The 25,488-nt window shown below is 69.3% G+C and carries 21 protein-coding genes; 13 read left to right on the forward strand and 8 right to left on the reverse strand.

Annotated features, from left to right (window positions below; translation table 11 throughout):
• Window positions 1–224 precede the first annotated feature (224 nt).
• A complete protein-coding gene (locus OG210_RS25180) occupies window positions 225–1,214 on the forward strand; it encodes a TerC/Alx family metal homeostasis membrane protein (RefSeq protein ID WP_328325483.1) in 990 nt (329 codons plus the stop codon).
• Between the two features lie 47 nt (window positions 1,215–1,261).
• Here the strand turns inward: OG210_RS25180 and OG210_RS25185 are convergent, their stop codons facing one another.
• Complete coding sequence (locus OG210_RS25185) at window positions 1,262–1,918, reverse strand: MBL fold metallo-hydrolase (RefSeq protein WP_328325482.1); 657 nt, start codon at window positions 1,916–1,918, stop codon at window positions 1,262–1,264.
• Window positions 1,919–2,004: 86 nt separating this feature from the next.
• The gene (locus tag OG210_RS25190) at window positions 2,005–2,628 is read right to left on the reverse strand and encodes a maleylpyruvate isomerase family mycothiol-dependent enzyme (RefSeq protein WP_328325481.1); all 624 of its coding nucleotides are present in this window, start codon (window positions 2,626–2,628) and stop codon (window positions 2,005–2,007) included.
• A gap of 188 nt (window positions 2,629–2,816) precedes the next feature.
• Here OG210_RS25190 and uvrA point away from each other — a divergent pair, with 188 nt between their 5' ends.
• Entirely contained in the window at window positions 2,817–5,819 is a 3,003-nt protein-coding gene (uvrA, locus tag OG210_RS25195) for an excinuclease ABC subunit UvrA (protein ID WP_328325480.1), read from the forward strand.
• Between the two features lie 171 nt (window positions 5,820–5,990).
• Here uvrA and OG210_RS25200 read toward each other — a convergent pair whose 3' ends face one another.
• Window positions 5,991–6,908 carry a carbohydrate kinase gene (locus OG210_RS25200; RefSeq protein WP_328325479.1) on the reverse strand — a complete coding sequence of 306 codons (918 nt, stop codon included), beginning with the start codon at window positions 6,906–6,908 and terminating at the stop codon, window positions 5,991–5,993.
• Between the two features lie 123 nt (window positions 6,909–7,031).
• On the opposite strand from OG210_RS25200, the gene OG210_RS25205 reads away from it, so the two are divergent.
• The 11 genes from OG210_RS25205 to pgi all read left to right on the forward strand — a co-directional run bounded on the left by OG210_RS25205 (window position 7,032) and on the right by pgi (window position 18,538).
• Window positions 7,032–7,457: a Rieske (2Fe-2S) protein gene (locus OG210_RS25205; protein ID WP_328325478.1), complete on the forward strand. Its 426-nt coding sequence runs from the start codon at window positions 7,032–7,034 to the stop codon at window positions 7,455–7,457.
• Window positions 7,458–7,509: 52 nt separating this feature from the next.
• Window positions 7,510–9,501 carry an excinuclease ABC subunit UvrC gene (gene uvrC / locus OG210_RS25210; RefSeq protein WP_328325477.1) on the forward strand — a complete coding sequence of 664 codons (1,992 nt, stop codon included), beginning with the start codon at window positions 7,510–7,512 and terminating at the stop codon, window positions 9,499–9,501.
• On the forward strand, window positions 9,494–10,438 hold the full coding sequence (rapZ, locus tag OG210_RS25215; protein ID WP_328325476.1) for an RNase adapter RapZ: 945 nt from the start codon (window positions 9,494–9,496) through the stop codon (window positions 10,436–10,438). Before uvrC ends, rapZ begins: the two co-directional genes overlap by 8 nt.
• Window positions 10,435–11,463, forward strand: a complete 1,029-nt coding sequence (gene yvcK / locus OG210_RS25220) for a uridine diphosphate-N-acetylglucosamine-binding protein YvcK (protein ID WP_328325475.1) — start codon at window positions 10,435–10,437, stop codon at window positions 11,461–11,463. The genes rapZ and yvcK overlap by 4 nt, the downstream gene beginning before the upstream one ends.
• Window positions 11,454–12,443, forward strand: a complete 990-nt coding sequence (whiA, locus tag OG210_RS25225; protein WP_266858127.1) for a DNA-binding protein WhiA — start codon at window positions 11,454–11,456, stop codon at window positions 12,441–12,443. Before yvcK ends, whiA begins: the two co-directional genes overlap by 10 nt.
• Window positions 12,444–12,768: 325 nt before the next feature.
• The gene (gene gap / locus OG210_RS25230) at window positions 12,769–13,773 is read left to right on the forward strand and encodes a type I glyceraldehyde-3-phosphate dehydrogenase (RefSeq protein ID WP_328325474.1); all 1,005 of its coding nucleotides are present in this window, start codon (window positions 12,769–12,771) and stop codon (window positions 13,771–13,773) included.
• Window positions 13,774–13,880: 107 nt separating this feature from the next.
• Window positions 13,881–15,092: a phosphoglycerate kinase gene (gene pgk, locus OG210_RS25235; protein WP_328325473.1), complete on the forward strand. Its 1,212-nt coding sequence runs from the start codon at window positions 13,881–13,883 to the stop codon at window positions 15,090–15,092.
• Between the two features lie 17 nt (window positions 15,093–15,109).
• Window positions 15,110–15,886, forward strand: a complete 777-nt coding sequence (tpiA, locus tag OG210_RS25240; RefSeq protein ID WP_328335374.1) for a triose-phosphate isomerase — start codon at window positions 15,110–15,112, stop codon at window positions 15,884–15,886.
• Window positions 15,887–15,991: 105 nt separating this feature from the next.
• Complete coding sequence (gene secG / locus OG210_RS25245) at window positions 15,992–16,228, forward strand: preprotein translocase subunit SecG (RefSeq protein ID WP_266858131.1); 237 nt, start codon at window positions 15,992–15,994, stop codon at window positions 16,226–16,228.
• A 133-nt stretch (window positions 16,229–16,361) separates the two neighbouring features.
• Entirely contained in the window at window positions 16,362–16,697 is a 336-nt protein-coding gene (locus OG210_RS25250) for an RNA polymerase-binding protein RbpA (RefSeq protein WP_328325472.1), read from the forward strand.
• A 185-nt stretch (window positions 16,698–16,882) separates the two neighbouring features.
• Window positions 16,883–18,538: a glucose-6-phosphate isomerase gene (gene pgi / locus OG210_RS25255; protein WP_328335373.1), complete on the forward strand. Its 1,656-nt coding sequence runs from the start codon at window positions 16,883–16,885 to the stop codon at window positions 18,536–18,538.
• 85 nt (window positions 18,539–18,623) lie between these two features.
• Here the strand turns inward: pgi and pgl are convergent, their stop codons facing one another.
• The 5 genes from pgl to tkt are packed head-to-tail and all read right to left on the reverse strand — an operon-like array spanning window position 18,624 to window position 25,218.
• The gene (pgl, locus tag OG210_RS25260) at window positions 18,624–19,406 is read right to left on the reverse strand and encodes a 6-phosphogluconolactonase (protein WP_328325471.1); all 783 of its coding nucleotides are present in this window, start codon (window positions 19,404–19,406) and stop codon (window positions 18,624–18,626) included.
• A complete protein-coding gene (gene opcA, locus OG210_RS25265; RefSeq protein ID WP_328325470.1) occupies window positions 19,403–20,452 on the reverse strand; it encodes a glucose-6-phosphate dehydrogenase assembly protein OpcA in 1,050 nt (349 codons plus the stop codon). The genes pgl and opcA overlap by 4 nt, the downstream gene beginning before the upstream one ends.
• Complete coding sequence (gene zwf, locus OG210_RS25270; protein WP_328325469.1) at window positions 20,449–21,972, reverse strand: glucose-6-phosphate dehydrogenase; 1,524 nt, start codon at window positions 21,970–21,972, stop codon at window positions 20,449–20,451. The genes opcA and zwf overlap by 4 nt, the downstream gene beginning before the upstream one ends.
• 4 nt (window positions 21,973–21,976) lie before the next feature.
• Window positions 21,977–23,095: a transaldolase gene (tal, locus tag OG210_RS25275; RefSeq protein WP_328325468.1), complete on the reverse strand. Its 1,119-nt coding sequence runs from the start codon at window positions 23,093–23,095 to the stop codon at window positions 21,977–21,979.
• A gap of 35 nt (window positions 23,096–23,130) precedes the next feature.
• Window positions 23,131–25,218: a transketolase gene (gene tkt, locus OG210_RS25280; protein WP_328325467.1), complete on the reverse strand. Its 2,088-nt coding sequence runs from the start codon at window positions 25,216–25,218 to the stop codon at window positions 23,131–23,133.
• Between the last annotated feature and the right edge of the window lie 270 nt (window positions 25,219–25,488).

Below are 25,488 nucleotides of genomic sequence, written 5' to 3' on the forward strand. Positions count from 1 at the left end.
CGGTCTTGGATTATTCTTTGCCAAGTCCTTTACCTTTTCTTGGTGTTCCCTGTACTGTTCTCAGCACGGAGGGGAGTACTCCCCAAGTGCGGCGCACCCGTCAGTACGGACCTGTCAGGGTCCCGGGGCGCCGGCCCGAGGAGCCGGTCCGTCCGGCGCGGGTGGAAGAGACCTCCGGCAGCGACGACGCTGATCAAGTAGCCGTAGCAATCGCCGGAGGAGTGATGGACGTTTCACTGACCCTGTGGGCCCTGACCATTCTTGGCCTGGGCGCCCTGATCGCGGTCGACTTCGTGATCGGACGCAAGCCGCATGACGTATCGGTCAAGGAGGCCGGTGTCTGGACCGTCGTCTGGATCGCCTTGGCCGCGCTCTTCGGTCTCGGACTGCTGCTCTTCGGCGGTGGTCAGGCGTCCGGCGAGTTCTTCGCGGGCTTCATCACCGAGAAGTCGCTGAGCGTCGACAACCTCTTCGTCTTCATCCTGATCATGGCGAAGTTCTCGGTGCCGTCCCACCTGCAGCAGCGGGTGCTGCTGTTCGGCGTCCTGATAGCCCTGGTGCTGCGTGCAGTCTTCATCGCGGCGGGCGCGGCGATCATCGCCGGCTTCTCGTGGGTCTTCTTCCTCTTCGGCGCGTTCCTGATCTACACCGCCTGGAAGCTCATCAAGGAAGCGCGTTCAGGCGACGAGGAAGAGGAGTTCGAGGAGAACCGCCTCCTCAAGTCGGTCGAGCGGCGTCTCGGCGTGGCCGACCGCTACCACGGCACCAAGCTCTTCATCCAGCGGAACGGCAAGCGGATCATGACGCCGCTGATGGTCGTGATGCTCGCCATCGGCACCACCGACGTGCTGTTCGCGATGGACTCGATCCCCGCGATCTTCGGCCTCACCAAGGACCCGTACATCGTCTTCACGGCCAACGCCTTCGCCCTCATGGGGCTGCGCCAGCTGTACTTCCTCATAGGCGGCCTGCTGAAGAAGCTGGTGCACCTCAGCTACGGGCTGTCGGTCATCCTCGGCTTCATCGGCGTCAAGCTGCTGCTGCACGCGCTGCACGAGTCCGGGGTGCCCGTCCCGGAGATCTCCATCCCCGTCTCGCTGGCGGTCATCTGCGGCGTGCTGATCGTCACCACGGTCACCAGCCTCCTCGCCAATAGGAAGCAGGAGGCCGCGGAGGCAGCCGGGGCGTCCAGCAAGGACAGTGTCGACGCCTGACGGCCCGGCCGGCCCAGGGGGGGGAGGTGTACGGGGACGGGCGCGGCTCACCAGCCGCGGGCGCGCCACTCCGCGAGGTGCGGGCGCTCGTCGCCCAGCGTGGTGTCGTGACCGTGCCCCGGGTAGACCCAGCTCTCGTCGGAGAGCCGGTCGAAGAGCTTCTCCTCGACGCCGTCGAGCAGGCTCGTGAACGCCTTCGGGTCGCCGAAGGTGTTTCCGACCCCGCCGGGGAAGAGGCAGTCGCCGGTGAAGACATGCGGGTGGCCGTGCGGGTCGTCGTAGATGAGCACGATCGAGCCCGGGGTGTGGCCGATCAGCCGGCGGGCGTTCAGCTCGACCCGGCCCACCCGGATCGTGTCACCGTCCTCCACGGGGACGTCGGTGGCGACCGGGATGCCCCCGACGTCGTACCGCCCCGCGTAGGTGCGGGCACCCGTGGCGTCCACCACGTCCTGCAGGGACTGCCAGTGGTCGCCGTGGCGGTGCGTGGTGACCACGGAGGCGATGGAGTCGTCACCGATCAGCTGCAGCAGCGTCGCGGTGTCGTTGGCCGCGTCGATCAGCAGCTGCTCCCCGGACTCCCGGCAGCGCAGCAGATACGCGTTGTTGTTCATCGGACCCACCGCGACCTTGGAGATCATCAGAGCTGTCAGCTCGTGTACGTCCGCCGCGCCGCCGACCTTCACCACTCCGCTGTACGTCATGCTGCCGAGTCTAGATCGGCAGTCCGGCCCCAGGGCCCGGGGGCGTTCGGCACGAAGCGGGGGGAAGCGAAGTACTGGAGGAAGTACTAGAGCGACGGCAGGGCCGGCAGTGCGCCGCCGCCGGGGACCGTCAGCCCCTTGCCGTCGCCGCGGCCCGACAGCCAGCCCAGCAGCGCCGTGGCGGGTCCGCTGACACCGGCCACCGCGGGATCGCCGGAAAAGCGGTCCCGCAGGAAGTCGGTCTCCCGCTCGGTGAACTCCGCGGGAAGATCCTCCAGCTCGTAGCCGATGCCGAGATCGACGTGGTGCAGCTCGATCTCGGCCCAGCGCCGGAAGGGGACGCGGGCGGCCGTGTCCGTGACTCCGTTGCGGAGGGTCACGGTGCGGGACCAGTCCGCGGGAAGTGCCGTGCGCTCACGGAACCGGGCCGCGCTCTCGCGCAGATCGGTCAGCTGTACGTCGAGCGGGCGGTGCGCGTCGCGCTCGATGTCGGCGTCGCGGGCCTCTGCGGAGGCGTACATCGGCAGTCCGGTGAGAACATTTCCGATCGCGTCGGCGTTACGTGAGAGATGGGCGAGTACATGGCCTCGGGACCAGCCGGGGAGCCGTGACGGTTCCGCGGCGGCGGCGTTGTCCAGTCCGGCAACCGCGGCCAGGAGCCGTTCGGTCGCCTCGTCCACGGATTCCAGGTCGCGCGCGTGATCGATCATGCAGCTGACGATAGGCCCCTCCACTCCTTCGGGTGAAGCTGTTTACCGATGGCCGTAATTCGAATGCACGTGCTATAGGCTCGTGAGAGACATCCAACAAGCCATCTTCAGACATCGCTGAGGCGCCCCCCATACCCTGGGGAGGGGGCTCCGCCCCTGCTTCTTCTCTCAGAAAGGTGCGGACCGGCGTGGCCGACCGTCTCATCGTTCGTGGCGCTCGCGAGCACAACCTCAAAAACGTCTCGATCGACCTCCCGCGTGACTCCCTGATCGTCTTCACCGGGCTCTCCGGATCGGGTAAGTCCTCCCTCGCGTTCGACACGATCTTCGCCGAGGGGCAGCGTCGCTATGTCGAGTCGCTCTCCTCGTACGCCCGGCAGTTCCTCGGGCAGATGGACAAGCCCGATGTGGACTTCATCGAGGGTCTGTCCCCCGCTGTCTCCATCGACCAGAAGTCGACCTCGCGCAACCCGCGCTCGACGGTCGGCACCATCACCGAGGTCTACGACTACCTGCGGCTGCTCTTCGCGCGCATCGGCAAGCCGCACTGCCCCCAGTGCGGCCGGCCCATCTCGCGCCAGTCCCCGCAGGCCATCGTCGACAAGGTCCTCGAACTGCCGGAGGGCAGCCGCTTCCAGGTGCTCTCGCCGCTCGTGCGGGAGCGCAAGGGCGAATTCGTCGACCTCTTCTCCGACCTCCAGACCAAGGGGTACAGCCGGGCCCGGGTGGACGGCGAGACGATCCAGCTCTCCGAGCCGCCCAAGCTGAAGAAGCAGGAGAAGCACACCATCGAGGTGGTCATCGACCGCCTCACGGTGAAGGACAGCGCCAAACGCCGCCTCACCGACTCGGTGGAGACCGCGCTCGGGCTGGCCGGCGGCATGGTCATCCTGGACTTCGTCGATCTGCCCGCCGACGACCCCGAGCGTGAGCGGATGTACTCCGAGCACCTCTACTGCGCGTACGACGACCTGTCCTTCGAGGAGCTGGAGCCGCGCTCCTTCTCGTTCAACTCGCCCTTCGGTGCCTGCCCCGACTGCACCGGTATCGGGACGCGGATGGAGGTCGACCCCGAGCTGCTCGTCCCGGACGAGGACAAGTCCCTCGACGAGGGTGCGATCTCTCCGTGGTCGCACGGCCACACCAAGGAGTACTTCGCCCGGCTGGTCGGCGCCCTCTCCGAAGAGCTCGGATTCCGGACGGACATCCCCTGGGCCGGGCTGCCGCAGCGCGCCAAGAAGGCCCTGCTGCACGGCCACAAGACCCAGATCGAGGTCCGCTACCGCAACAGGTACGGGCGGGAGCGCGCCTACACCACCTCCTTCGAGGGCGTGGTGCCCTTCGTCAAGCGGCGGCACTCGGAGGCCGAGAGCGACTCCAGCAGGGAGCGCTTCGAGGGTTATATGCGCGAGGTGCCCTGCCCGACCTGTGAGGGCACCCGGCTGAAGCCGATCGTCCTCGCGGTCACCGTGATGGAGAAGTCCATCGCCGAGGTCGCCGCGATGTCGATCAGCGAGTGCGCGGACTTCCTGGGCCGGCTCAAGCTCAACGCCCGCGACAAGAAGATCGCCGAGCGGGTGCTCAAGGAAGTCAACGAACGGCTGAAGTTCCTGGTCGACGTCGGTCTCGACTACCTCTCGCTCAACCGCGCGGCGGGCACGCTCTCCGGCGGCGAGGCGCAGCGCATCAGGCTCGCCACGCAGATCGGTTCCGGTCTGGTCGGTGTGCTGTACGTGCTGGACGAGCCGTCCATCGGCCTGCACCAGCGCGACAACCACCGCCTCATCGAGACGCTCATCCGGCTGCGCGACATGGGCAACACCCTGATCGTCGTCGAACACGACGAGGACACCATCAAGGTCGCCGACTGGGTCGTGGACATCGGCCCCGGCGCGGGTGAGCACGGCGGCAAGGTCGTGCACTCCGGGTCGCTGAAGGACCTGCTCACCAACAAGGATTCCCTGACAGGCCAGTACCTGGTGGGCAAGAAGGCCATCCCGATCCCGGAGCTGCGCAGGCCCGTGGACCCGGGGAGGCGGCTGACGGTGCACGGCGCCCGGGAGAACAACCTCCAGGACATCGACGTGCCCTTCCCGCTGGGGGTGCTGACCGCGGTCACCGGTGTCTCCGGATCCGGCAAGTCGACGCTGGTCAACGACATTCTCTACACGCATCTGGCGCGCGAGCTCAACGGCGCGCGTACGGTGCCCGGCCGGCACACCCGGGTCGACGGCGACGACCTGGTCGACAAGGTCGTGCACGTCGACCAGTCGCCCATCGGCCGCACTCCCCGGTCCAACCCGGCGACGTACACCGGGGTCTTCGACCATGTGCGCAGGCTCTTCGCCGAGACGATGGAGGCCAAGGTCCGGGGCTATCTGCCGGGGCGCTTCTCCTTCAACGTCAAGGGCGGCCGCTGCGAGAACTGCTCGGGCGACGGCACGATCAAGATCGAGATGAACTTCCTGCCGGATGTGTACGTCCCGTGCGAGGTCTGCCACGGCGCGCGCTACAACCGGGAGACCCTTGAGGTCCACTACAAGGGCAAGTCCATCGCCGAGGTCCTGGACATGCCGATCGAGGAGGGCCTGGACTTCTTCGAGGCCGTCCCGACCATCGCGCGCCATCTGCGCACGCTCAACGAGGTGGGCCTCGGCTACGTCAGGCTCGGGCAGTCCGCGCCGACGCTGTCGGGCGGTGAGGCGCAGCGGGTGAAGCTGGCGAGCGAGCTCCAGAAGCGCTCCACCGGCCGCACCGTCTATGTCCTGGACGAGCCGACGACGGGTCTCCACTTCGAGGACATCAGCAAGCTGATCAACGTGCTGTCGGGCCTGGTCGACAAGGGCAACACGGTGATCGTCATCGAGCACAACCTGGATGTCGTCAAGACCGCGGACTGGGTCATCGACATGGGGCCCGAAGGCGGCAACGGCGGCGGCCTGGTCATCGCCGAGGGCACTCCGGAGCAGGTCGCAGGGGTCCCGGCCAGCCACACCGGGAAGTTCCTCCGGGACATCCTGGACGCCGACCGGATCAGCGACGCGACTCCGGTCAGCAAGGCGCCGGCGAAGAAGGCCGCAGTGAAGAAGACAGCGGCCAAGAAGATGCCAGCGGAGAAGGCAGCGCCGAAGAAGGCAACCGCGAAGAAGGCAACTGCGAAGAAGGCGACGCGTACCCGCCGCGCTTCCTGACCGGGCTTCCGAGCTGTGCGCCACGGCCCCGCCACCGCCTGTGACTCCGGCGGTGACGGGGCCGTGGTGCGCTGACGGACCGGGGGCGTGGCGCCCCGACTTCGTCCGCGCGTTCCACCGGGGCCCGGGGGGTGAGTGAACGGGAACTCCGGCAGGCCCCGAAGCGAGCCCCTAAGCCAGCTCCCGCGCGTACGGCGGCTGGGCCCCCGTACGTGAGCAGGTCACCGCGGCCGCCCGCGCCGCGAAGCCCAGCACCTGGGCCCAGTCGTCGCCGGACAGCGCGCCCGTCGCCGCCCCCGACAGCGCGTCCCGCTCCGCGAGGCCGTGCAGCAGCGCCGCGTTGACCGTGTCACCCGCGCCGATCGTGTCCACCACGTCGACCGCCGCGCCGGGGACCGCGTACTCGCCGCCCGCCCTGGTCCGTACGGTCAGGCCGTCGCCGCCGTGTGTCACCACCACCGCCTGCGGCCCCGCGGCCAGCCACTCCTCCGGGGTGCCGCCGAGCCACCGGGCGTCCTCCTCCGACAGCTTCAGGAGGGTGACATCGGGCAGCCAGCCCCGGAACCGCTTCCGGTAGGCGTCCGCGTCCGGGATCAGCCCCGCCCTGATGTTCGGGTCGAGCAGGGTGAACACCCCGCGCGCCGATTCCCGCCGCAGCAGCGCCTCGTACGCACTCGCACCCGGTTCGAGGACCAGCGAACAGGTACCCAGCGACAACGCCCGCACCTCGGAAGGCAGTTGCTCCGGGAGTTCGAAGAGCCGGTCCGCGCTGCCCTCGGCGTAGAAGCCGTATCCGGCGGAACCGTCGTCGCTCAGCGCCGCCACCGCGAGCGTCGTCGGCTCCGGGCCGCGCTGCACCAGGGAGAGGTCCACCCCGGCCGCCCGCAGCCCGCCGAGCAGCGCCTCGCCGAAGCCGTCGGTGGACACCCGCGAGCAGAAGCCCACCCGGGCCCCGAGCCGCCCCAGGGCGACAGCCGTGTTGTACGGCCCGCCGCCCAGTCGCGGCAGCAGTGCGGGCAGCGGTTCACCGGGCGCGGCGGCGTTCTGCGGCACCAGGTCGATCAGGGACTCTCCGGCGACGGTGATCACAGATCCCGAACGTAGCCGAAGTTCCCGGGCCCGTAAACGCTGCAAACACCCCCTGCGATGGCGGAGATCTCCACCGGTATGGTCGGTTCCGTCGCTGATGCCTGTTGAACAGTGGAGCCTCCCATGACCGGTCTGCCCCCCGCCCGTCGTTCCGTCCTCATGGGAGCCGCCCTGGCGGGTGCGGCGGGGCTCGGGCTCACCGCCTGTTCCGGCGGGGGCGGTGGCACCTCGTCGGGGCCGGACAAGCCCGTCGACCTCGGCGCGGCGGACGCCGTACCGGTCGGCGGGGTCAAGTACTACCGGGACCAGTTCCTGATCGTGAGCCGGCCGAGCGCCGACGAGTACAAGGCGCTCTGGTCGCGGTGTACCCACCAGAACTGCCCCCTGCAGAAGATCGAGGGCAAGGTCGGCATCTGCCCCTGCCACGGCAGCCGCTTCGACGTCACCAGCGGCAAGGTGCTGCAGGGCCCCGCCGGCCGCCCGCTCGCGGACGTGCCGGTCAAGGTGGTGGGCGGGAAGCTGATCGCGGGCCCCGACAAGAAGGCCTGACGCCGCCCGCGGCGACTCCGCGCTGTCAGTCACCGCCAGTAGGGTGGGAGACATGGCAGACCCCTCCAGTTACCGCCCCAAGCCGGGACAGATCCCCGACTCCCCGGGGGTCTACAAATTCCGCGACGAGCACCACCGGGTGATCTACGTCGGGAAGGCGAAGAGCCTGCGCCCACGCCTGTCCTCGTACTTCCAGGACCTGGCCAATCTCCACCCGCGCACCCGCACGATGGTCACCACCGCCGCCTCCGTGGAGTGGACGGTGGTCTCCACCGAGGTCGAGGCGCTTCAGCTCGAATACTCCTGGATCAAGGAATTCGACCCCCGTTTCAACGTCAAGTACCGCGACGACAAGAGCTATCCGTCCCTCGCGGTGACGATGAACGAGGAGTTCCCCCGGGTGCAGGTGATGCGCGGTCCCAAGAAGAAGGGCGTGCGCTACTTCGGCCCCTACGGCCACGCCTGGGCCATCCGCGAGACCGTCGACCTGATGCTCCGCGTCTTCCCCGTACGCACCTGCTCCGCCGGGGTGTTCAAACGCTCCGCGCAGATCGGCCGCCCCTGCCTTCTCGGCTACATCGGCAAGTGCTCGGCGCCCTGCGTCGGCCGCGTCACCCCCGAGGAGCACCGCGAACTCGCCGAGGAGTTCTGCGACTTCATGGCCGGCCGTACCGGCACGTACATACGCCGTATCGAGCAGGAGATGCGGGACGCGGCCGAGGAGATGGAGTACGAGAAGGCGGCCAGGCTCCGCGACGACATAGAGGCGCTCAAGCGCGCCCTGGAGAAGAACGCGGTCGTGTTCAACGACGACACGGACGCCGACCTGATCGCGGTCGCCGAGGACGAGCTGGAGGCCGCCGTCCAGATCTTCCACGTCCGGGGCGGCCGGGTCCGCGGCCAGCGCGGCTGGGTGACCGACAAGGTCGAGGCCGTGGAGACCTCCGGCCTCGTCGGGCACGCGCTCCAGCAGCTGTACGGCGAGGAGAAGGGCGAGGGCGTGCCCAAGGAGGTGCTGGTACCGGCCCTCCCGGAGCAGCCCGACGCCGTCACCCAGTGGCTCGCGCACCGCCGCGGTTCGCATGTCTCGCTGCGTATCCCGCAGCGCGGCGACAAGAAGGACCTGATGGAGACCGTCCAGCGCAATGCCCAGCAGGCGCTGGTGCTGCACAAGACGAAGCGCGCCTCGGACCTCACCACCCGCTCCCGGGCCCTGGAGGAGATCGCCGCCGCGCTCGGTCTCGACAGCGCGCCGCTGCGGATCGAGTGCTACGACATCTCGCACCTCCAGGGCGACGACGTGGTGGCGTCGATGGTGGTCTTCGAGGACGGACTGGTCCGCAAGGGGGAGTACCGCCGCTTCCAGATCAAGGGGTTCGAGGGCCAGGACGACGTCCGGTCCATGCACGAGGTGATCACCCGGCGCTTCCGGCGGTACCTCCAGGAGAAGGAGCGGACGGGGGAGTGGACCGAGGAGCAGGCCGCCGGGGCCGTCGAGGAGGACGGCCGTCCCAAGCGGTTCGCGTACCCGCCCCAGCTGGTGGTGGTCGACGGCGGCCAGCCCCAGGTGGCGGCCGCGAAGCGCGCGCTCGACGAGCTGGGTATCGACGACGTCGCGGTCTGCGGTCTCGCCAAGCGGCTTGAGGAGGTCTGGCTGCCCGATGACGACGACCCGGTGGTCCTGCCCCGGTCCAGCGAGGGGCTCTACCTCCTCCAGCGGGTGCGTGACGAAGCCCACCGCTTCGCCATCACCTACCAGCGCGCCAAGCGGGCCAAGCGCTTCAAGGCGGGGCCGCTCGATTCCGTCGCCGGCCTGGGCGAAACCAGGAAACAGGCCCTGCTCAAGCACTTCGGCTCCGTCAAGAAGCTGAAACAGGCCACAATCGACCAGATCTGCGAAGTGCCCGGGATAGGCCGCAGGACGGCCGAGTCGGTGGCGGCGGCGCTCGCACAGGCGGCCCCGGCCGCCCCTGCCGTGAACACGGCAACAGGAGAGATCATTGAAGACGACGGGGAAGACGACGGGGGCGACACACATGAGTGACGAGCAGGAACGGGACGGAGCAGACGTGAGTACGGGCAGTGCGGGCACGGGCACACCGGCCGAGACCACGGAAGCAGCCATTCCGGAGCTGGTGATCATCTCCGGGATGTCCGGCGCCGGACGCTCCACCGCGGCGAAGTGCCTGGAGGACCTGGGCTGGTTCGTCGTCGACAACCTCCCGCCCGCGCTGATCCCCACCATGGTGGAGCTCGGCGCCCGCTCACAGGGCAATGTGGCCCGTATCGCCGTGGTCGTCGACGTACGCGGCCGCCGGTTCTTCGACAACCTGCGCCAGTCCCTCGCGGACCTGGCCGCCAAGCAGGTCACCCGGCGGATCGTCTTCCTGGAGTCGTCCGACGACGCGCTGGTGCGCCGGTTCGAATCGGTCCGCAGACCGCACCCGCTCCAGGGGGACGGCCGGATCACCGACGGCATCGCCGCCGAGCGCGACCTGCTGCGCGAGCTGCGCGGCGACGCCGACCTGGTGATCGACACCTCCAGCCTCAACGTGCACGAACTGCGGGCCAAGATGGACGCCCAGTTCGCCGGCGACGAGGAGCCCGAACTGCGGGCGACCGTGATGTCCTTCGGCTACAAGTACGGGCTCCCGGTCGACGCGGACCTCGTCGTCGACTGCCGGTTCCTGCCCAACCCGCACTGGGTCCCCGAGCTGCGCCCCTTCACCGGCCTCAACGAGGAGGTGTCCGCGTATGTCTTCAACCAGCCGGGCGCCAAGGAGTTCCTCAACCAGTACAGCGAGCTGCTCCAGATCATCGCCACCGGCTACCGGCGCGAGGGCAAGCGGTACGTGACCATCGCCGTCGGCTGTACCGGCGGCAAGCACCGCTCGGTGGCGATGTCCGAGAAGCTCGCAGCCCGGCTGGCGTCGGAAGGGATCGAGACGGTGCTCGTCCACCGAGACATGGGGCGCGAGTGACAGGCCGCAGTACCGCCAAGCTGCGGCGCGTACGACTGGTGCCGGGCCGGATCAGGCGCGGCACCCAGCCGAAGGTCGTCGCACTGGGCGGCGGAATGGGGCTCTCCGCCTCGCTCGCCGCGCTGCGCCGTATCACCGGGGACCTGACCGCCGTGGTCACCGTCGCCGACGACGGCGGCTCCAGCGGCCGGCTCCGCGAGGAGCTGGGCGTGCTGCCGCCCGGCGATCTGCGCAAGGCGCTCGCCGCGCTCTGCGGGGACGACGACTGGGGGCAGACCTGGGCCCGCGTGATCCAGCACCGCTTCCAGTCCAAGGGCGATCTGCACGAGCACGCGGTCGGCAATCTGCTGATCGTCGCCCTGTGGGAGCAGCTCGGCGACCATGTGCAGGCCCTGGACCTGGTCGGCAGGCTGCTCGGCGCACACGGCAGGGTGCTGCCGATGTCCGCGGTGCCGCTGGAGCTCCAGGCGCTGGTCCGCGGCCACGACCCGGCCCGCCCGGACGACGTCGACACGGTCCGTGGCCAGGCCACGGTGGCCCTCACTCCGGGCGAGGTGCAGTCCGTGCACCTGGTGCCGAACGACCCGCCGGCCGTCCCGGAGGCCGTCGCCGCGGTCCTCGACGCGGACTGGGTGGTGCTCGGCCCCGGCTCCTGGTTCTCCTCCGTGATCCCGCACCTGCTGGTGCCCGAACTGCTCGACGCACTGGTCGAGACGAAGGCCCGCAAGGTGCTCTCGCTCAATCTCGCGCCGCAACCCGGTGAAACCGATGGCTTCTCACCGCAGCGTCATTTGGAGGTTTTGGCCCGACACGCCCCTAAACTCGCCCTGGACGTGGTGCTTGCCGACGAGGCCGCCGTGCCCGACCGCGCGAGTCTCGCCGAAGCCGCCAAAGGGCTCGGCGCAGCGGTCGAGCTGGCACCCGTGGCCTCGCCCGACGGCTCCCCTACCCACGACAGGGAGCTGCTGGCCGCCGCGTACGACCGTATTTTTCGGATGCATGGAAGGATCGGCCCATGGCGATGACGGCAGCGGTGAAGGACGAAGTCTCCCGGCTCCCCGTCACCCGGACCTGCTGCAGGAAGGCGGAGGTTTCGGCGATTCTTCGGTTCGCCGGCGGGCTGCACCTGGTGAGCGGGCGGATTGTGATCGAGGCGGAGCTGGACACCGCCATGGCGGCGCGCAGGCTCAAGCGGGACATCCTGGAGATCTTCGGGCACAACTCCGAACTGATCGTGATGGCCCCCGGCGGGCTGCGCAGAGGCAGCCGCTACGTCGTACGGGTCGTGGCGGGCGGCGATCAGCTGGCACGCCAGACCGGCCTGGTGGACGGCCGCGGCCGCCCCATCCGCGGGCTGCCCCCGCAGGTGGTCTCCGGGGCCACCTGTGACGCCGAGGCGGCCTGGCGCGGCGCCTTCCTGGCGCACGGCTCACTCACCGAGCCCGGCCGCTCCTCCTCCCTCGAGGTGACCTGCCCCGGGCCCGAGGCGGCGCTGGCCCTGGTGGGCGCGGCGCGCAGGCTGCAGATCGCCTCCAAGGCCCGTGAGGTCCGCGGTGTGGACCGGGTCGTCGTCCGGGACGGGGACGCGATCGGCGCCCTGCTCACCCGGCTCGGCGCGCACGAGTCCGTCCTGGCGTGGGAGGAGCGGCGGATGCGCCGCGAGGTCCGCGCCACGGCCAACCGCCTCGCCAACTTCGACGACGCCAACCTCCGCCGCTCGGCACGGGCCGCGGTCGCCGCCGGGGCCCGGGTGGGCCGCGCGCTGGAGATCCTCGCCGACGAGGTGCCCGAGCACCTCGCGGCGGCCGGCCGGCTGCGGATGGAGCACAAGCAGGCGTCGCTGGAGGAGCTCGGCGCGCTCGCCGACCCGCCGCTGACCAAGGATGCGGTCGCGGGCCGGATCCGCCGGCTGCTCGCCATGGCCGACAAGCGGGCGCAGGATCTGGGCATTCCCGGTACGGAGTCCACGCTGTCCGAGGAGATGGACGACAGCCTGGTCGGCTGAACCGCCCGGCCCGGCGGAAGCTCCGCCGTATGCCCGCGCTCCGGAAGTGATTCCGGAAGCATCCGGTCCGAAGCGTCCGGCCCGCAGCGTCCGGTCCAGCGGCCGACCCCGTCGGTGCCGGTGCCCATATGGGTACCGGCACCGACGTATGAGCCGGTGAATGTACTGGTGGGTAGGGGTGTCGGTGCCAGATGTCAAATTCCGTACGGTCCTGTTCGATATGACCCTGGGGGCTTTCGAGAGGTAGGGTCGGAGGCGGTCGGGGACATCCCATACATCTCGCCGTGGCGTCGAAACCCGGCGTACCAACGAGGAGATCGAGTTCGTGACGATCCGCGTAGGCATCAACGGCTTTGGCCGCATCGGTCGTAACTACTTCCGCGCGCTGCTGGAGCAGGGTGCTGACATCGAGATCGTGGCTGTCAACGACCTGGGTGACACCGCGACCACCGCGCATCTGCTGAAGTACGACACGATTCTGGGCCGTCTCAAGGCCGAGGTCACGCACACCGCAGACACCATCACCGTTGACGGTCACACCATCAAGGTGCTGTCCGAGCGCAACCCGGCTGAGATCCCCTGGGGTCAGCTGGGCGTCGACATCGTGATCGAGTCGACCGGCTTCTTCACGAAGAAGGCCGACGCCGAGAAGCACATCGCCGGCGGCGCCAAGAAGGTCCTCATCTCGGCTCCGGCCAAGGGCGAGGACATCACCATCGTGATGGGCGTCAACCAGGACAAGTACGACGCGGCGAAGCACAACGTCATCTCCAACGCCTCCTGCACCACCAACTGTGTGGCGCCGATGGCCAAGGTTCTCCTGGAGAACTTCGGCATCGTCAAGGGCATGATGACGACGGTCCACGCGTACACCAATGACCAGCGCATCCTGGACTACCCGCACTCGGACCTGCGCCGCGCCCGCGCCGCAGCCGAGAACATCATTCCGACCACCACGGGTGCCGCCAAGGCCACCGCGCTGGTCATCCCGGAGCTCGAGGGCAAGCTCGACGGCATCGCGATGCGCGTCCCGGTCCCGACCGGCTCCGTGACCGACCTGGTCGTCGAGCTGGAGCGCGAGGTCACCAAGGACGAGGTCAACGCCGCGTTCCAGAAGGCCTCCGAGGGCCAGCTCAAGGGCCTCCTCGACTACACCGAGGACCCGATCGTCTCCTCGGACATCGTCAACTGGCCGGCGTCCTGCACCTTCGACTCCTCCCTGACCATGGTCCAGGGCAAGAGCGTCAAGGTCATCGGCTGGTACGACAACGAGTGGGGCTACTCCAACCGCCTGGTCGACCTGACCGTCTTTGTCGGCAACCAGCTCTGAGCACGGGCCGGTAGGCAACTCGATGTGAGCACGGGGCCCGGACTGCGCGACGTAGCGCGGTCCGGGCCCCGTGGCCTGTCCAGATCGTCCAAGGAGTCCAGGAACCCATGAAGACCATCGACGAACTTCTCGCCGAAGGGGTCGCGGGCAAGCGGGTATTCGTCCGTGCCGACCTCAATGTGCCGCTCTCCGGCACCACCATCACCGACGACGGCCGGATCCGTGCCGTCCAGCCGACGGTGGCCAAGCTCGCGGAGGCCGGCGCGCGCGTCGTCGTCGCCTCGCACCTGGGCCGCCCGAAGGGGGCTCCGGACCCGGCGTTCTCGCTCGCGCCCGCCGCGGCACGCCTCGGTGAACTCCTCGGCGCCGACGTCGCGTTCGCGACCGACACGGTCGGCGAGTCCGCCAGGGCCACGGTCGCCGCCCTCACCGACGGCCAGGTCGCCGTCATCGAGAACCTCCGCTTCAACGCCGGTGAGACCTCGAAGGACGACGCCGAGCGCGGCGCCTTCGCCGACCAACTCGCCGAGCTGGCCGATGTCTACGTCGGCGACGGCTTCGGCGCCGTGCACCGCAAGCACGCCTCGGTCTACGACCTCCCGGCCCGCCTGCCGCACGCCGCCGGCTATCTCATCGCCGCCGAGGTCGGCGTCCTGAAGAAGCTGACGTCCGACGTCAAGCGCCCGTACGCCGTGGTCCTCGGCGGCGCCAAGGTCTCCGACAAGCTCGGTGTCATCGACCACCTGCTGGAGCGGGCCGACCGCATCCTCATCGGCGGCGGCATGGCGTACACCTTCCTCAAGGCCCAGGGCCACGAGGTCGGCAGCTCTCTTCTCCAGGAGGACCAGATCCCGGTGGTCCGCGAATACCTGGAGCGCGCCAAGGCCAAGGGCGTGGAGTTCGTGCTCCCGGTCGACGTCGTGGTCTCCGCGGAGTTCCCCGACCTCAAGGCCAAGGCCCCGACGCACCCCGAGACGGTCCCCGCGGACGCGATCCCGGCCGGGCGGATGGGCCTGGACAACGGCCCCGAGACCAACAAGCTCTACGCATCGAAGCTCGCCGACGCGGCCACCGTCTTCTGGAACGGCCCGATGGGCGTCTTCGAGCACCCCGACTACGCCGACGGCACCCGCGCCGTCGCGCAGGCACTCCTCGACAGCTCGGCCTTCACGGTCGTCGGCGGCGGAGACTCCGCCGCCGCGGTCCGCATCCTGGGCTTCGACGAGAACAAGTTCGGACACATCTCGACCGGTGGCGGCGCCAGCCTCGAATACCTTGAGGGCAAGACGCTTCCCGGCCTCGCCGCACTGGAGAACTGACAAACCTCATGACAAATCTGAGCAGCCGCACCCCGCTGATGGCGGGCAACTGGAAGATGAACCTCAACCACCTCGAGGCCATCGCACACGTCCAGAAACTCTCCTTCGCGATCGCCGACAAGGACTACGACGCCGTCGAGGTGGCGGTCCTGCCGCCCTTCGTGGATCTGCGCTCCGTCCAGACTCTCGTCGACGGCGACAAGATGAAGATCAAGTACGGCGCCCAGGACATCTCGGCGCACGACTCCGGCGCGTACACCGGTGAGATCTCCGGGCCGATGCTGGCCAAGCTGAAGTGCTCCTACGTGGCCGTCGGGCACAGCGAGCGCCGCCAGTACCACGCCGAGACCGACGAGATCTGCAACGCCAAGGTCAAGGCCGCCTACAGGCACGGCATCACCCCGATCCTCTGCGTCGGCGAGGGCCTGGACGTCCGCAAGGCCGGCCAGCAGGTCGAGTACACGCTCAACCAGCTCGACGGCGGGCTCAAGGACATCCCCGCCGACGAGGCCGAGTCGATCGTGATCGCGTACGAGCCGGTCTGGGCCATCGGCACCGGCGAGGTCGCCACCCCCGAGGACGCCCAGGAGGTCTGCGGGGCGATCCGCGGCCGGCTGGCCGAGCTGTACTCGCAGGAGCTGGCCGACAAGGTCCGCATCCAGTACGGCGGCTCCGTCAAGTCCGGCAACGTGGCCGCGATCATGGCGCAGCCCGATGTGGACGGTGCGCTGATCGGCGGCGCCGCCCTCGACGCCGACGAGTTCGTCAAGATCGTCCGGTTCCGCGACCAGTGAGTATGCGCTAGCGCGGATCCGTCGTACCCTTGCGGGGCCGAGACGGCTGGCAGCAGCCGTCCGGCCCCTTCGTCCGTTTTGAGTTCCGAGGAAGTTGGTCCAGCCGTGATTCTGGGGTTCTCGATCGCCCTGATCGTCTTCAGCCTGCTGCTGATGCTGCTGGTGCTGATGCACAAGGGGAAGGGCGGCGGCCTCTCCGACATGTTCGGTGGCGGCATGCAGTCGTCCGTCGGCGGCTCCTCGGTCGCCGAGCGCAACCTCGACCGCATCACCGTCGTGCTCGCCCTGCTCTGGTTCGCGTGCATCGTCGTGCTCGGCCTGCTGATGAAGCTGAAGAACTGACCGTCGGTAAATCCGCGTTCTCTCCGCGTGTTGCCCGCTTCGGTGCGGGGGTGTAACTCCATTCACTGGACGCGCGTTGGGCCTTACGTAGACTGGGGCATCTTCGAGCACCATCACGCAGGGAGTTACGACCGTGGCAAGTGGCAACGCGATCCGGGGAAGCCGGGTCGGAGCGGGGCCGATGGGGGAGGCCGAGCGGGGCGAGTCCGCACCGCGCGCCCGCATCTCCTTCTGGTGCTCGAACGGGCACGAGACGCAGCCGAGCTTCGCCCACGACGCGCAGGTTCCGGAGACCTGGGACTGCCCGCGCTGTGGGTTCCCGGCCGGTCAGGACAGCGACAACCCCCCGGACCCACCGCGCACCGAGCCGTACAAGACGCACCTCGCCTACGTACGCGAGCGGCGCAGCGACGAGGACGGCGAAGCGATCCTCGCCGAGGCCCTCGCGAAACTGCGGGGCGAGATCTGACAGCGTGAATGCCGGCCGGAACCCACTCGGGTGTCCGGCCGGACTGCGTAGGAGCCGTCGTTGGGCCGTGGCGGGGGCGCTCCATGGGCCGGGAGCGATGGTCGCGGCGCTCGTGCGTCTGATCAATTAGGTTGGACGGAGCGGGGCAGGTACGCAGGTACGAGAAGAATGGACTGATGTCCGAGATGAACGCAGAAGGCCGTACCAGGCTCAACCAGATGCCCGAGTGGACAGCTCTGGGCAAGCACCGGGCGCAGCTGGGCGACACGCGTCTGCGGGAGCTGTTCGACAGGGATCCGGAGCGCGGGCGCACGTACACCCTCCGGGCGGGCGACCTGTATCTCGACTACTCCAAGCACCTGGTGACCGGCGAGACGCTCGGCCTGCTCCGTGAGCTGGCCGCCGCCGCCGGGGTGGCAGGGCTACGTGACGCGATGTTCCGTGGCGAGAAGATCAACACCACTGAGGACCGCGCGGTGCTGCACACCGCGCTCCGCGCCCCGCGCGGAGCGGTCGTCGAGGTGGACGGCGAGAACGTCGTGCCCGCCGTGCACGCCGTGCTCGACAAGATGGCCGCCTTCTCCGACAAGGTCAGGTCGGGGGAGTGGACCGGCCACACCGGCAAGCGCATCAGGACCGTCGTCAACATCGGCATCGGCGGCTCGGACCTGGGCCCGGCGATGGCGTACGAGGCGCTGCGCTCGTTCACCGACCGCGGGCTCCAGTTCCGCTTCGTCTCGAACGTCGACGGGGCGGATCTGCACGAGGCCGTAAGGGACTTGGACCCGGCGGAGACGCTTTTCATCATCGCCTCCAAGACCTTCACCACCATCGAGACCATCACCAACGCGACCTCCGCGCGCAACTGGCTGCAGACGAATCTGCGGGCCGGCCAGGACGCGGTGGCCAAGCACTTCGTGGCGCTGTCGACGAACGCGGAGAAGGTCGCGGACTTCGGCATCGACACGGCCAATATGTTCGAGTTCTGGGACTGGGTCGGCGGACGGTACTCCTACGACTCGGCGATCGGCCTCTCGCTGATGATCGCGATCGGCCCGGAGCGCTTCCGGGAGATGCTCGACGGTTTCCACCAGGTCGACGAGCACTTCCGCACCGCGCCGCCCGAGGAGAACATCCCGCTCCTGCTCGGCCTGCTGGGCGTCTGGTACGGCGCGTTCTTCGACGCCCAGTCGCACGCGGTCCTGCCGTACTCGCACTATCTCTCCAAGTTCACCGCGTACCTCCAGCAGCTGGACATGGAGTCCAACGGCAAGTCCGTGGACCGTGACGGCAATCCGGTCGACTGGCAGACGGGGCCCGTGGTCTGGGGGACGCCGGGCACCAACGGCCAGCACGCGTACTACCAGTTGCTGCACCAGGGCACCAAGGTCGTCCCGGCGGACTTCATCGGGTTCGCCAAGCCCGTCGATGACCTGACGGCGGGTCTGGCGGGCCAGCACGACCTCCTGATGGCGAACTTCTTCGCCCAGACCCAGGCCCTCGCGTTCGGCAAGACGCCCGAGGAGGTACGGGCCGAGGGCGTCGCCGATGAGCTGGTCCCGCACAAGACGTTCCGCGGCAACCACCCGACGTCCACGATCCTCGCCGACGCGCTCACCCCGTCCGTCCTGGGCCAGCTGATCGCGCTCTACGAGCACAAGGTCTTCGTCCAGGGCGCCATCTGGAACATCGACTCCTTCGACCAGTGGGGCGTCGAGCTGGGCAAGGTGCTCGCGAAGAAGGTCGAGTCCGTCATCACCGGCGGCAGGGGCGGCGCGGACCTGGACAGCTCCACCGCCACGCTGGTCGACACCTACCGCGCGCTGCGGGCCAAGGAGTAGCGGCACAGAGACAGAAGAGGACCGGCCCGCACTCCCTCGGCAGGGAGTGCGGGCCGGTCCTGTTCCGTACGGTGCCGGGCCGGTGTCAGGCGGTGGCCGGCGCGTAGAGCTGCGGCGGCAGCTGCGAAGCGGCCGCCGTGTCGAGCAGCCACAGCGTCCTGCTGCGGCCCCGGGCGCCCGCTGCCGGGGCCTGGACCTCGCCGGCCCCGGAGAGGGCGAGAGCCGCGGCCCCCGCCTTGTCCTCGCCCGCCGCGAGCAGCCACACCTCGCGTGCGGCCCGGATCGCGGGCAGGGTCAGCGACAGCCGGACGGGCGGTGGCTTGGGCGCACCGTGCACCCCGACGACGGTGCGTACGGACTCCCGTACGGCCGGCAGCTCGGGGAAGAGCGAGGCCACATGCGCGTCCGGGCCCACGCCCAGCATCAGCACGTCGAACGACGGCACATCGGCGTGGTCCTCGGGGCCCGCGGCGGCGGCCAGCTCCGCCGCGTATGCCGCGGCGGCCGCCTCCACGTCGCTCCCGTACGGGCCGTCCGAAGCGGCCATGGCGTGCACCCGCTCGGGGGCCACGCCCACCGAGTCGAGCAGCGCGGCCCGCGCCTGCGTGACGTTCCGCTCGGGATCGCCCTCCGGCAGGAAGCGCTCGTCGCCCCACCACAGGTCGATCCGCGACCAGTCCACGGCGTCCCGCGCGGGCGCCTCGGCGAGGGCCGCGAGCAGCCCGTTGCCGTTGCGCCCGCCGGTGAGCACCACCGATGCGGAGCCGCGGGCGGCCTGGGCGTCCACGATCTTCGTGATCAGCCGGGCCGCCGCGGCCTGGGCCATCAGCTCCTTGTCGCGGTGGACGACGAGCTGCGGCGCGCTCACTTCGACGCCGCCTTCTTTGCGGGTGCCTTCTTCGCGGCAGCGGCCTTCTCAGGCTTGTCCGAGCCCTCCGCCGCGTCCCCGGGTCCGCCGGCGGACCCGTTGCCCTCCTGCTTCTGCGCGGGTGTGACCAGCCGCTCCACGCCGTACTTCAGCGAGGCCGCGTAGGTGTCGTCCGGGTCCAGCCTGCGCAGCTCCTCGGCGAGCAGCTCCGAGGTCTCCCGGCGCTTCAGCGCCACCGCGCGGTCCGGCTGGCCCTCCATGCAGAGCGTGGCCAGCGAACCGTCGGGGCGGTCCAGGACGATGTCTCCGTGGTCCGTCTGCATCCGTACGGCCGTGAGACCGGGCCCCGACGAGATGGAACGGGTCACTGGTACGTCGAGCCGGTCGGCGAGCCACATCGCGAGCAGCTCACAGCTCGGATTGAACTCCTCGCCCTCCACCTCGGCGCCCTTCACCCGGCTCGGCACCTGGTCCAGCGCCGCGGCGAGCATCGAACGCCAGGGGGTGATGCGCGACCACGACAGATCGGTGTCGCCCGGGGTGTAGGCGGCGGCCCGGCCCGAGAGCTCCGCGATGGGCTGCTCGGCCGCGTACGAGTCGGTGACACGGCGCTGGCCCAGCGCACCGAGCGGGTCCTTCGCCGGGTCGAGCGGTGCGTTCACCGGCCACCAGACCACCACGGGGGCGTCCGGCAGCAGCAGCGGCAGCACCACCGACTGGGCGTGGTGCAGCACCTCGCCGTACATCCGCAGGACGACGGTCTCGCCGCTGCCCGCGTCCGTACCGACCCGGATCTCCGCGTCGAGCCGCGCCGCGGCCCGGTCGCGCGGGGAGCGGGAGACCCGCTTGACGACCACGAGGGTGCGCGAGGGGTGCTCGCGCGAGGCCTCGTTGGCCGCCTTGAGCGCGTCGTAGGCGTTCTCCTCGTCGGTCACGATGACGAGGGTCAGCACCATGCCGACCGCGGGGGTGCCGACGGCGCGGCGCCCCTCCACCAGTGCCTTGTTGACCTTGCTGGCTGTGGTTTCCGTCAGATCGATTTTCATGGCCGGCGCCAGCTCCGTCCTTCGCGTGCGAGCATTTCGTCCGCCTCGGCCGGTCCCCAGGTGCCCGACTCGTACTGCGCGGGCTTTCCGTGGGTGTCCCAGTACTGCTCGATCGGGTCGAGGATCCGCCAGGACTGCTCGACCTCCTCCAGGCGCGGGAAGAGGTTCGAGTCGCCGAGCAGCACATCGAGGATGAGCCGCTCGTACGCCTCCGGGCTGGACTCGGTGAAGGACTCGCCGTACGCGAAGTCCATCGACACGTCCCGGATCTCCATCGAGGTGCCGGGCACTTTGGAGCCGAAGCGCATGGTGATGCCCTCGTCGGGCTGGACGCGGATGACGATCGCGTTCTGGCCCAGCTCCTCGGTCGCCGTGTGGTCGAACGGGGAGTGCGGGGCGCGCTGGAAGACCACGGCGATCTCGGTGACGCGGCGGCCCAGGCGCTTGCCGGTGCGGAGGTAGAAGGGGACGCCCGCCCAGCGGCGGTTGTCGATCTCCAGCCGCACCGCGGCATAGGTGTCGGTCGTCGACTTGGGGTCGATGCCGTCTTCCTGGAGATAGCCGACGGCCTGCTCGCCGCCCTGCCAGCCCGCGGCGTACTGGCCGCGCACGGTCTCCTTGCCGAGGTCCTTCGGCAGCCTGACGGCGCCCAGCACCTTGGTCTTCTCTGCCACCAGCGCATGGGCGTCGAAGGAGGCGGGCTCCTCCATCGCGGTCAGCGCGAGCAGCTGGAGCAGGTGGTTCTGGATGACGTCACGGGCGGCGCCGATGCCGTCGTAGTACCCGGCCCGGCCGCCGATGCCGATGTCCTCGGCCATGGTGATCTGGATGTGGTCGACGTACGACCGGTTCCAGATCGGCTCGAAGAGGGTGTTGGCGAAGCGGAGCGCCAGGATGTTCTGGACGGTCTCCTTGCCGAGGTAGTGGTCGATCCGGAAGACCTCGTGCGGCGGGAAGACCTCGTGCACGACCTTGTTGAGCTCCTGTGCGCTCTCCAGGTCGTGGCCGAACGGCTTCTCGATGACGGCGCGGCGCCAGGAGCCGTTCCGCTGGTCGGCGAGCCCGTGCTTCTTGAGCTGCTGGACGACCTTGGGGAAGAACTTGGGCGGGACCGACAGGTAGAAGGCGAAGTTGCCTCCGGTGCCCTGCTGCTTGTCCAGCTCCTCGATCGTCGACTTGAGGGTGGCGAACGCCGCGTCGTCGTCGAAGTCGCCCTGGACGAAGCGCATCCCCTGGATGAGCTGCTGCCAGACCTCCTCACGGAACGGCGTCCTGGCGTGTTCCTTGACCGAGTCGTGGACCACCTGGGCGAAGTCCTCGTCCTCCCAGTCGCGGCGTGCGAACCCGATGAGCGAGAAGCCCGGCGGGAGCAGGCCGCGATTGGCCAGGTCGTAGACAGCGGGCATCAGCTTTTTACGGGACAAATCACCCGTGACGCCAAAAATGACCAGGCCCGACGGCCCCGCGATACGCGGGAGCCGTCGGTCCGCAGCGTCACGCAGCGGATTGCTGCTTGACAAGGTTTCAGCCCTTCGAAGGGGCGAGGCGCTGGAGCTCTGCCTCAGTGGACTTGAGCAGGTCGTTCCAGGAGGTCGCGAACTTCTCGACGCCCTCGTCCTCCAGGACCTGTACGACATCGTCGTACGAGATCCCGAGCTTCTCCACGGCATCGAGCTCGGCGCGGGCCTGCTCGTAGGTGCCGGAAACCGCGTTGCCGGTGATCTCGCCATGGTCGGCGGTGGCGTCGAGCGTCGCCTCCGGCATGGTGTTCACCGTGTTGGGCGCGACCAGGTCCACGACATACATCGTGTCGCGGTACGCCGGGTCCTTGACGCCGGTCGACGCCCACAGCGGACGCTGCTTGTTGGCGTGCGCCTTGTCGAGGGCGGCCCAGCGGTCGGAGGCGAAGACCTCCTCGTACGCCTGGTAGGCGAGCCGCGCGTTGGCCACGGCGGCTTTGCCCTTGAGGGCCTTGGCCTCGTCGGTGCCCAGGGCGTCCAGCCGCTTGTCGATCTCGGTGTCCACACGGGACACGAAGAAGGACGCGACCGAGTGGATCTTGGAGAGGTCCAGGCCGGCGGCCTTGGCCTTCTCCAGGCCCGCCAGGTAGGCGTCCATGACCGCGAGGTAGCGCTCCAGCGAGAAGATCAGCGTGACGTTGACGCTGATGCCCCGGCCGATGGTCTCGGTGATGGCCGGCAGGCCGGCCTTGGTCGCCGGGATCTTGATGAGCGTGTTGGGGCGGTCCACCAGCCAGGCGAGCTGCTTGGCCTCGGCGACCGTGGCCGTCGTGTGGTGGGCGAGACGCGGGTCGACCTCGATGGAGACCCGGCCGTCCTGGCCGTCCGTCGCGTCGAAGACCGGGCGCAGGATGTCGGCGGCGTCACGGACGTCCGCCGTCGTGATCATGCGGATGGCCTCCTCGACGGTGACCTTCCGGGCCGCGAGGTCGGTGAGCTGCTGGTCGTAGCCGTCGCCCTGCGAGATCGCCTTCTGGAAGATCGACGGGTTGGTGGTGACACCCACCACGTGCTGCTGGTCGATCAGCTCGGCGAGGTTGCCGGATGTGATGCGCTTGCGCGAAAGGTCGTCGAGCCAGATCGCGACGCCTTCGTCGGAGAGGCGCTTGAGTGCGTCTGTCATGGGAATTGCATCTCCTACTTGTTCGTATATAAGCGTCAGCGCGCTGCGGCTTCGAGCGATTCCCTGGCGGCGGCGGTGACGGCCTCGGGGGTGAAGCCGAACTCGCGGAAGAGGACCTTGCCGTCGGCGGACGCGCCGTAGTGCTCGAGCGACACGATCCGGCCCGCGTCACCGACGAAGCGGTGCCAGGTCAGACCGATACCGGCCTCGACGGCCACCCGCGCCTTGACGGCCGGCGGCAGCACCGAGTCGCGGTACGCCTGGTCCTGCTCCTCGAACCACTCGACGCACGGCATCGAGACCACCCGGGTCGGAACGCCCGCGGCCTGGAGCTGCTCACGCGCCTCCACGGCCAGCTGGACCTCGGAGCCGGTGCCGATCAGGACGACCTCGGGCGCACCGCCCTCGGCGTCGAACAGTACGTAGCCGCCCTTGGCCACGTCGTCGTTCGCCTCGTACACCGGCACACCCTGGCGGGTCAGCGCGAAGCCGTGCGGGGCTCCCTTGCCGAACACCTTGGTGTAGCGCTGCAGGACCTCACGCCAGGCGATGACCGTCTCGTTGGCGTCCGCCGGACGGATCAGGTTCAGGCCCGGGATGGCGCGCAGGGCGGCCAGGTGCTCCACCGGCTGGTGGGTCGGGCCGTCCTCGCCGACGCCGACCGAGTCATGCGTCCATACGTAGGTGACCGGCAGGTGCATCAGCGCGGAGAGCCGTACGGCGTTGCGCATGTAGTCGGAGAACACCAGGAAGGTGCCGCCGTAGATGCGGGTGTTGCCGTGCAGCGCGATGCCGTTCATCTCCGCGGCCATGGCGTGCTCGCGGATCCCGAAGTGGACCGTGCGGCCGTACGGGTCGGCGCCCGGCAGCGGGTTGCCCTCGGGCAGGAACGACGACGTCTTGTCGATCGTCGTGTTGTTCGACCCGGCGAGGTCGGCCGAGCCGCCCCACAGCTCCGGGATGACAGCGCCCAGCGCTTCGAGCGCCTTGCCGGAAGCGGCGCGGGTGGCGATGGAGGCGCCGGTCTCGAAGACGGGAAGTTCCTTCGTCCAGCCCTCGGGCAGCTCGCCCGCCCTGACCCGGTCGAAGCGGGCGGCGTGCTCCGGGTTGGCGGTGCGCCAGGCGGCGAAGCCCTTCTCCCAGACGGCCTTGGCCTCACGGCCGCGGTCCAGCAGGGCGCGGGTGTGCGCCAGGACCTCGTCCGACACCTCGAAGGACTTCTCGGGGTCGAAGCCGAGGATCTTCTTGGTCGCGGCGACCTCTTCGTCGCCGAGCGCCGAGCCGTGCGCGGCGCCGGTGTTCTGGGCGTGCGGGGCAGGCCAGGCGATGATCGAGCGCATCGCGATGAACGACGGGCGCCCGGTCTCGGCCTTGGCGGCCTGGAGCGCCGCGTACAGGGCGGCCGGGTCGAGGTCGCCGTTCGCCTTCGGCGCCACACGCTGGACGTGCCAGCCGTACGCCTCGTAGCGCGCGCAGGTGTCCTCGGAGACCGCGGTCTCGGTGTCGCCCTCGATCGAGATGTGGTTGTCGTCCCACAGCAGCACGAGGTTGCCGAGCTTCTGGTGGCCCGCGAGCGACGACGCCTCGGACGAGATGCCCTCCTGGAGGCAGCCGTCGCCGGCGATCGCGTAGATGAAGTGGTCGAACGGGGAGGTGCCGGGGGCCGCCTCCGGGTCGAAGAGACCGCGCTCGTAGCGGGCGGCCATGGCCATGCCCACCGCGTTGGCGACACCCTGGCCCAGCGGCCCTGTGGTGGTCTCGACGCCGGTGGTGTGCCCGTACTCCGGGTGACCCGGGGTCTTCGAGCCCCAGGTGCGGAACGCCTCCAGGTCTGCCAGCTCCAGGCCGAAGCCGGCCAGGTAGAGCTGGGTGTAGAGGGTCAGCGACGAGTGGCCGGCCGAGAGGACGAACCGGTCACGACCGGTCCAGTCCGGGTCCGCCGGGTCGTGGCGCATCACCTTCTGGAAGAGGGTGTACGCGGCCGGGGCCAGGCTCATGGCCGTACCGGGATGGCCGTTGCCGACCTTCTGTACGGCGTCCGCGGCCAGCACGCGGGCGGTGTCGACGGCCCGCTGGTCCAATTCGGTCCACGCGAGTTCAGTGGTGGTCGGCTTGGTACTCACCCTGGGTCAGGGCTCCTCTCCACATATGTAATCCCGGTTACGTTCGGTGCACCGGGCGTTGTCGAGCCTACCCCCGTGGCACCGCCCCTCTTTTCGAGTTCCCGCCGGTGGCAGACAGACACTTCCCAGGGTGCGTGCGCGGGTGCTGATTCGCGCGTCGAAGAGCGCCCCTCCGCTCGGAAGAGCCCGCCGTTCAGGCCGGAACCGTCCCGGAATGACGGGCCCAACACGACCGCACCCCCGGGGATGGCGACGTATGGGCAACGTCTA

This window comes from Streptomyces sp. NBC_00466 (genome assembly GCF_041433995.1).
Lineage (GTDB): Bacteria > Actinomycetota > Actinomycetes > Streptomycetales > Streptomycetaceae > Streptomyces.

Coding starts and splice junctions, on each gene's coding strand:
- OG210_RS25180 (WP_328325483.1), top strand. CDS start 225: ATGGACGTTTCACTGACCCTGTGGGCCCTGACCATTCTTGGCCTGGGC.
- OG210_RS25185 (WP_328325482.1), bottom strand. CDS start 1,918: ATGACGTACAGCGGAGTGGTGAAGGTCGGCGGCGCGGCGGACGTACAC.
- OG210_RS25190 (WP_328325481.1), bottom strand. CDS start 2,628: ATGATCGATCACGCGCGCGACCTGGAATCCGTGGACGAGGCGACCGAA.
- OG210_RS25205 (WP_328325478.1), top strand. CDS start 7,032: ATGACCGGTCTGCCCCCCGCCCGTCGTTCCGTCCTCATGGGAGCCGCC.
- uvrC (WP_328325477.1), top strand. CDS start 7,510: ATGGCAGACCCCTCCAGTTACCGCCCCAAGCCGGGACAGATCCCCGAC.
- rapZ (WP_328325476.1), top strand. CDS start 9,494: ATGAGTGACGAGCAGGAACGGGACGGAGCAGACGTGAGTACGGGCAGT.
- whiA (WP_266858127.1), top strand. CDS start 11,454: ATGGCGATGACGGCAGCGGTGAAGGACGAAGTCTCCCGGCTCCCCGTC.
- pgk (WP_328325473.1), top strand. CDS start 13,881: ATGAAGACCATCGACGAACTTCTCGCCGAAGGGGTCGCGGGCAAGCGG.
- pgi (WP_328335373.1), top strand. CDS start 16,883: ATGAACGCAGAAGGCCGTACCAGGCTCAACCAGATGCCCGAGTGGACA.
- opcA (WP_328325470.1), bottom strand. CDS start 20,452: ATGAAAATCGATCTGACGGAAACCACAGCCAGCAAGGTCAACAAGGCA.
- tal (WP_328325468.1), bottom strand. CDS start 23,095: ATGACAGACGCACTCAAGCGCCTCTCCGACGAAGGCGTCGCGATCTGG.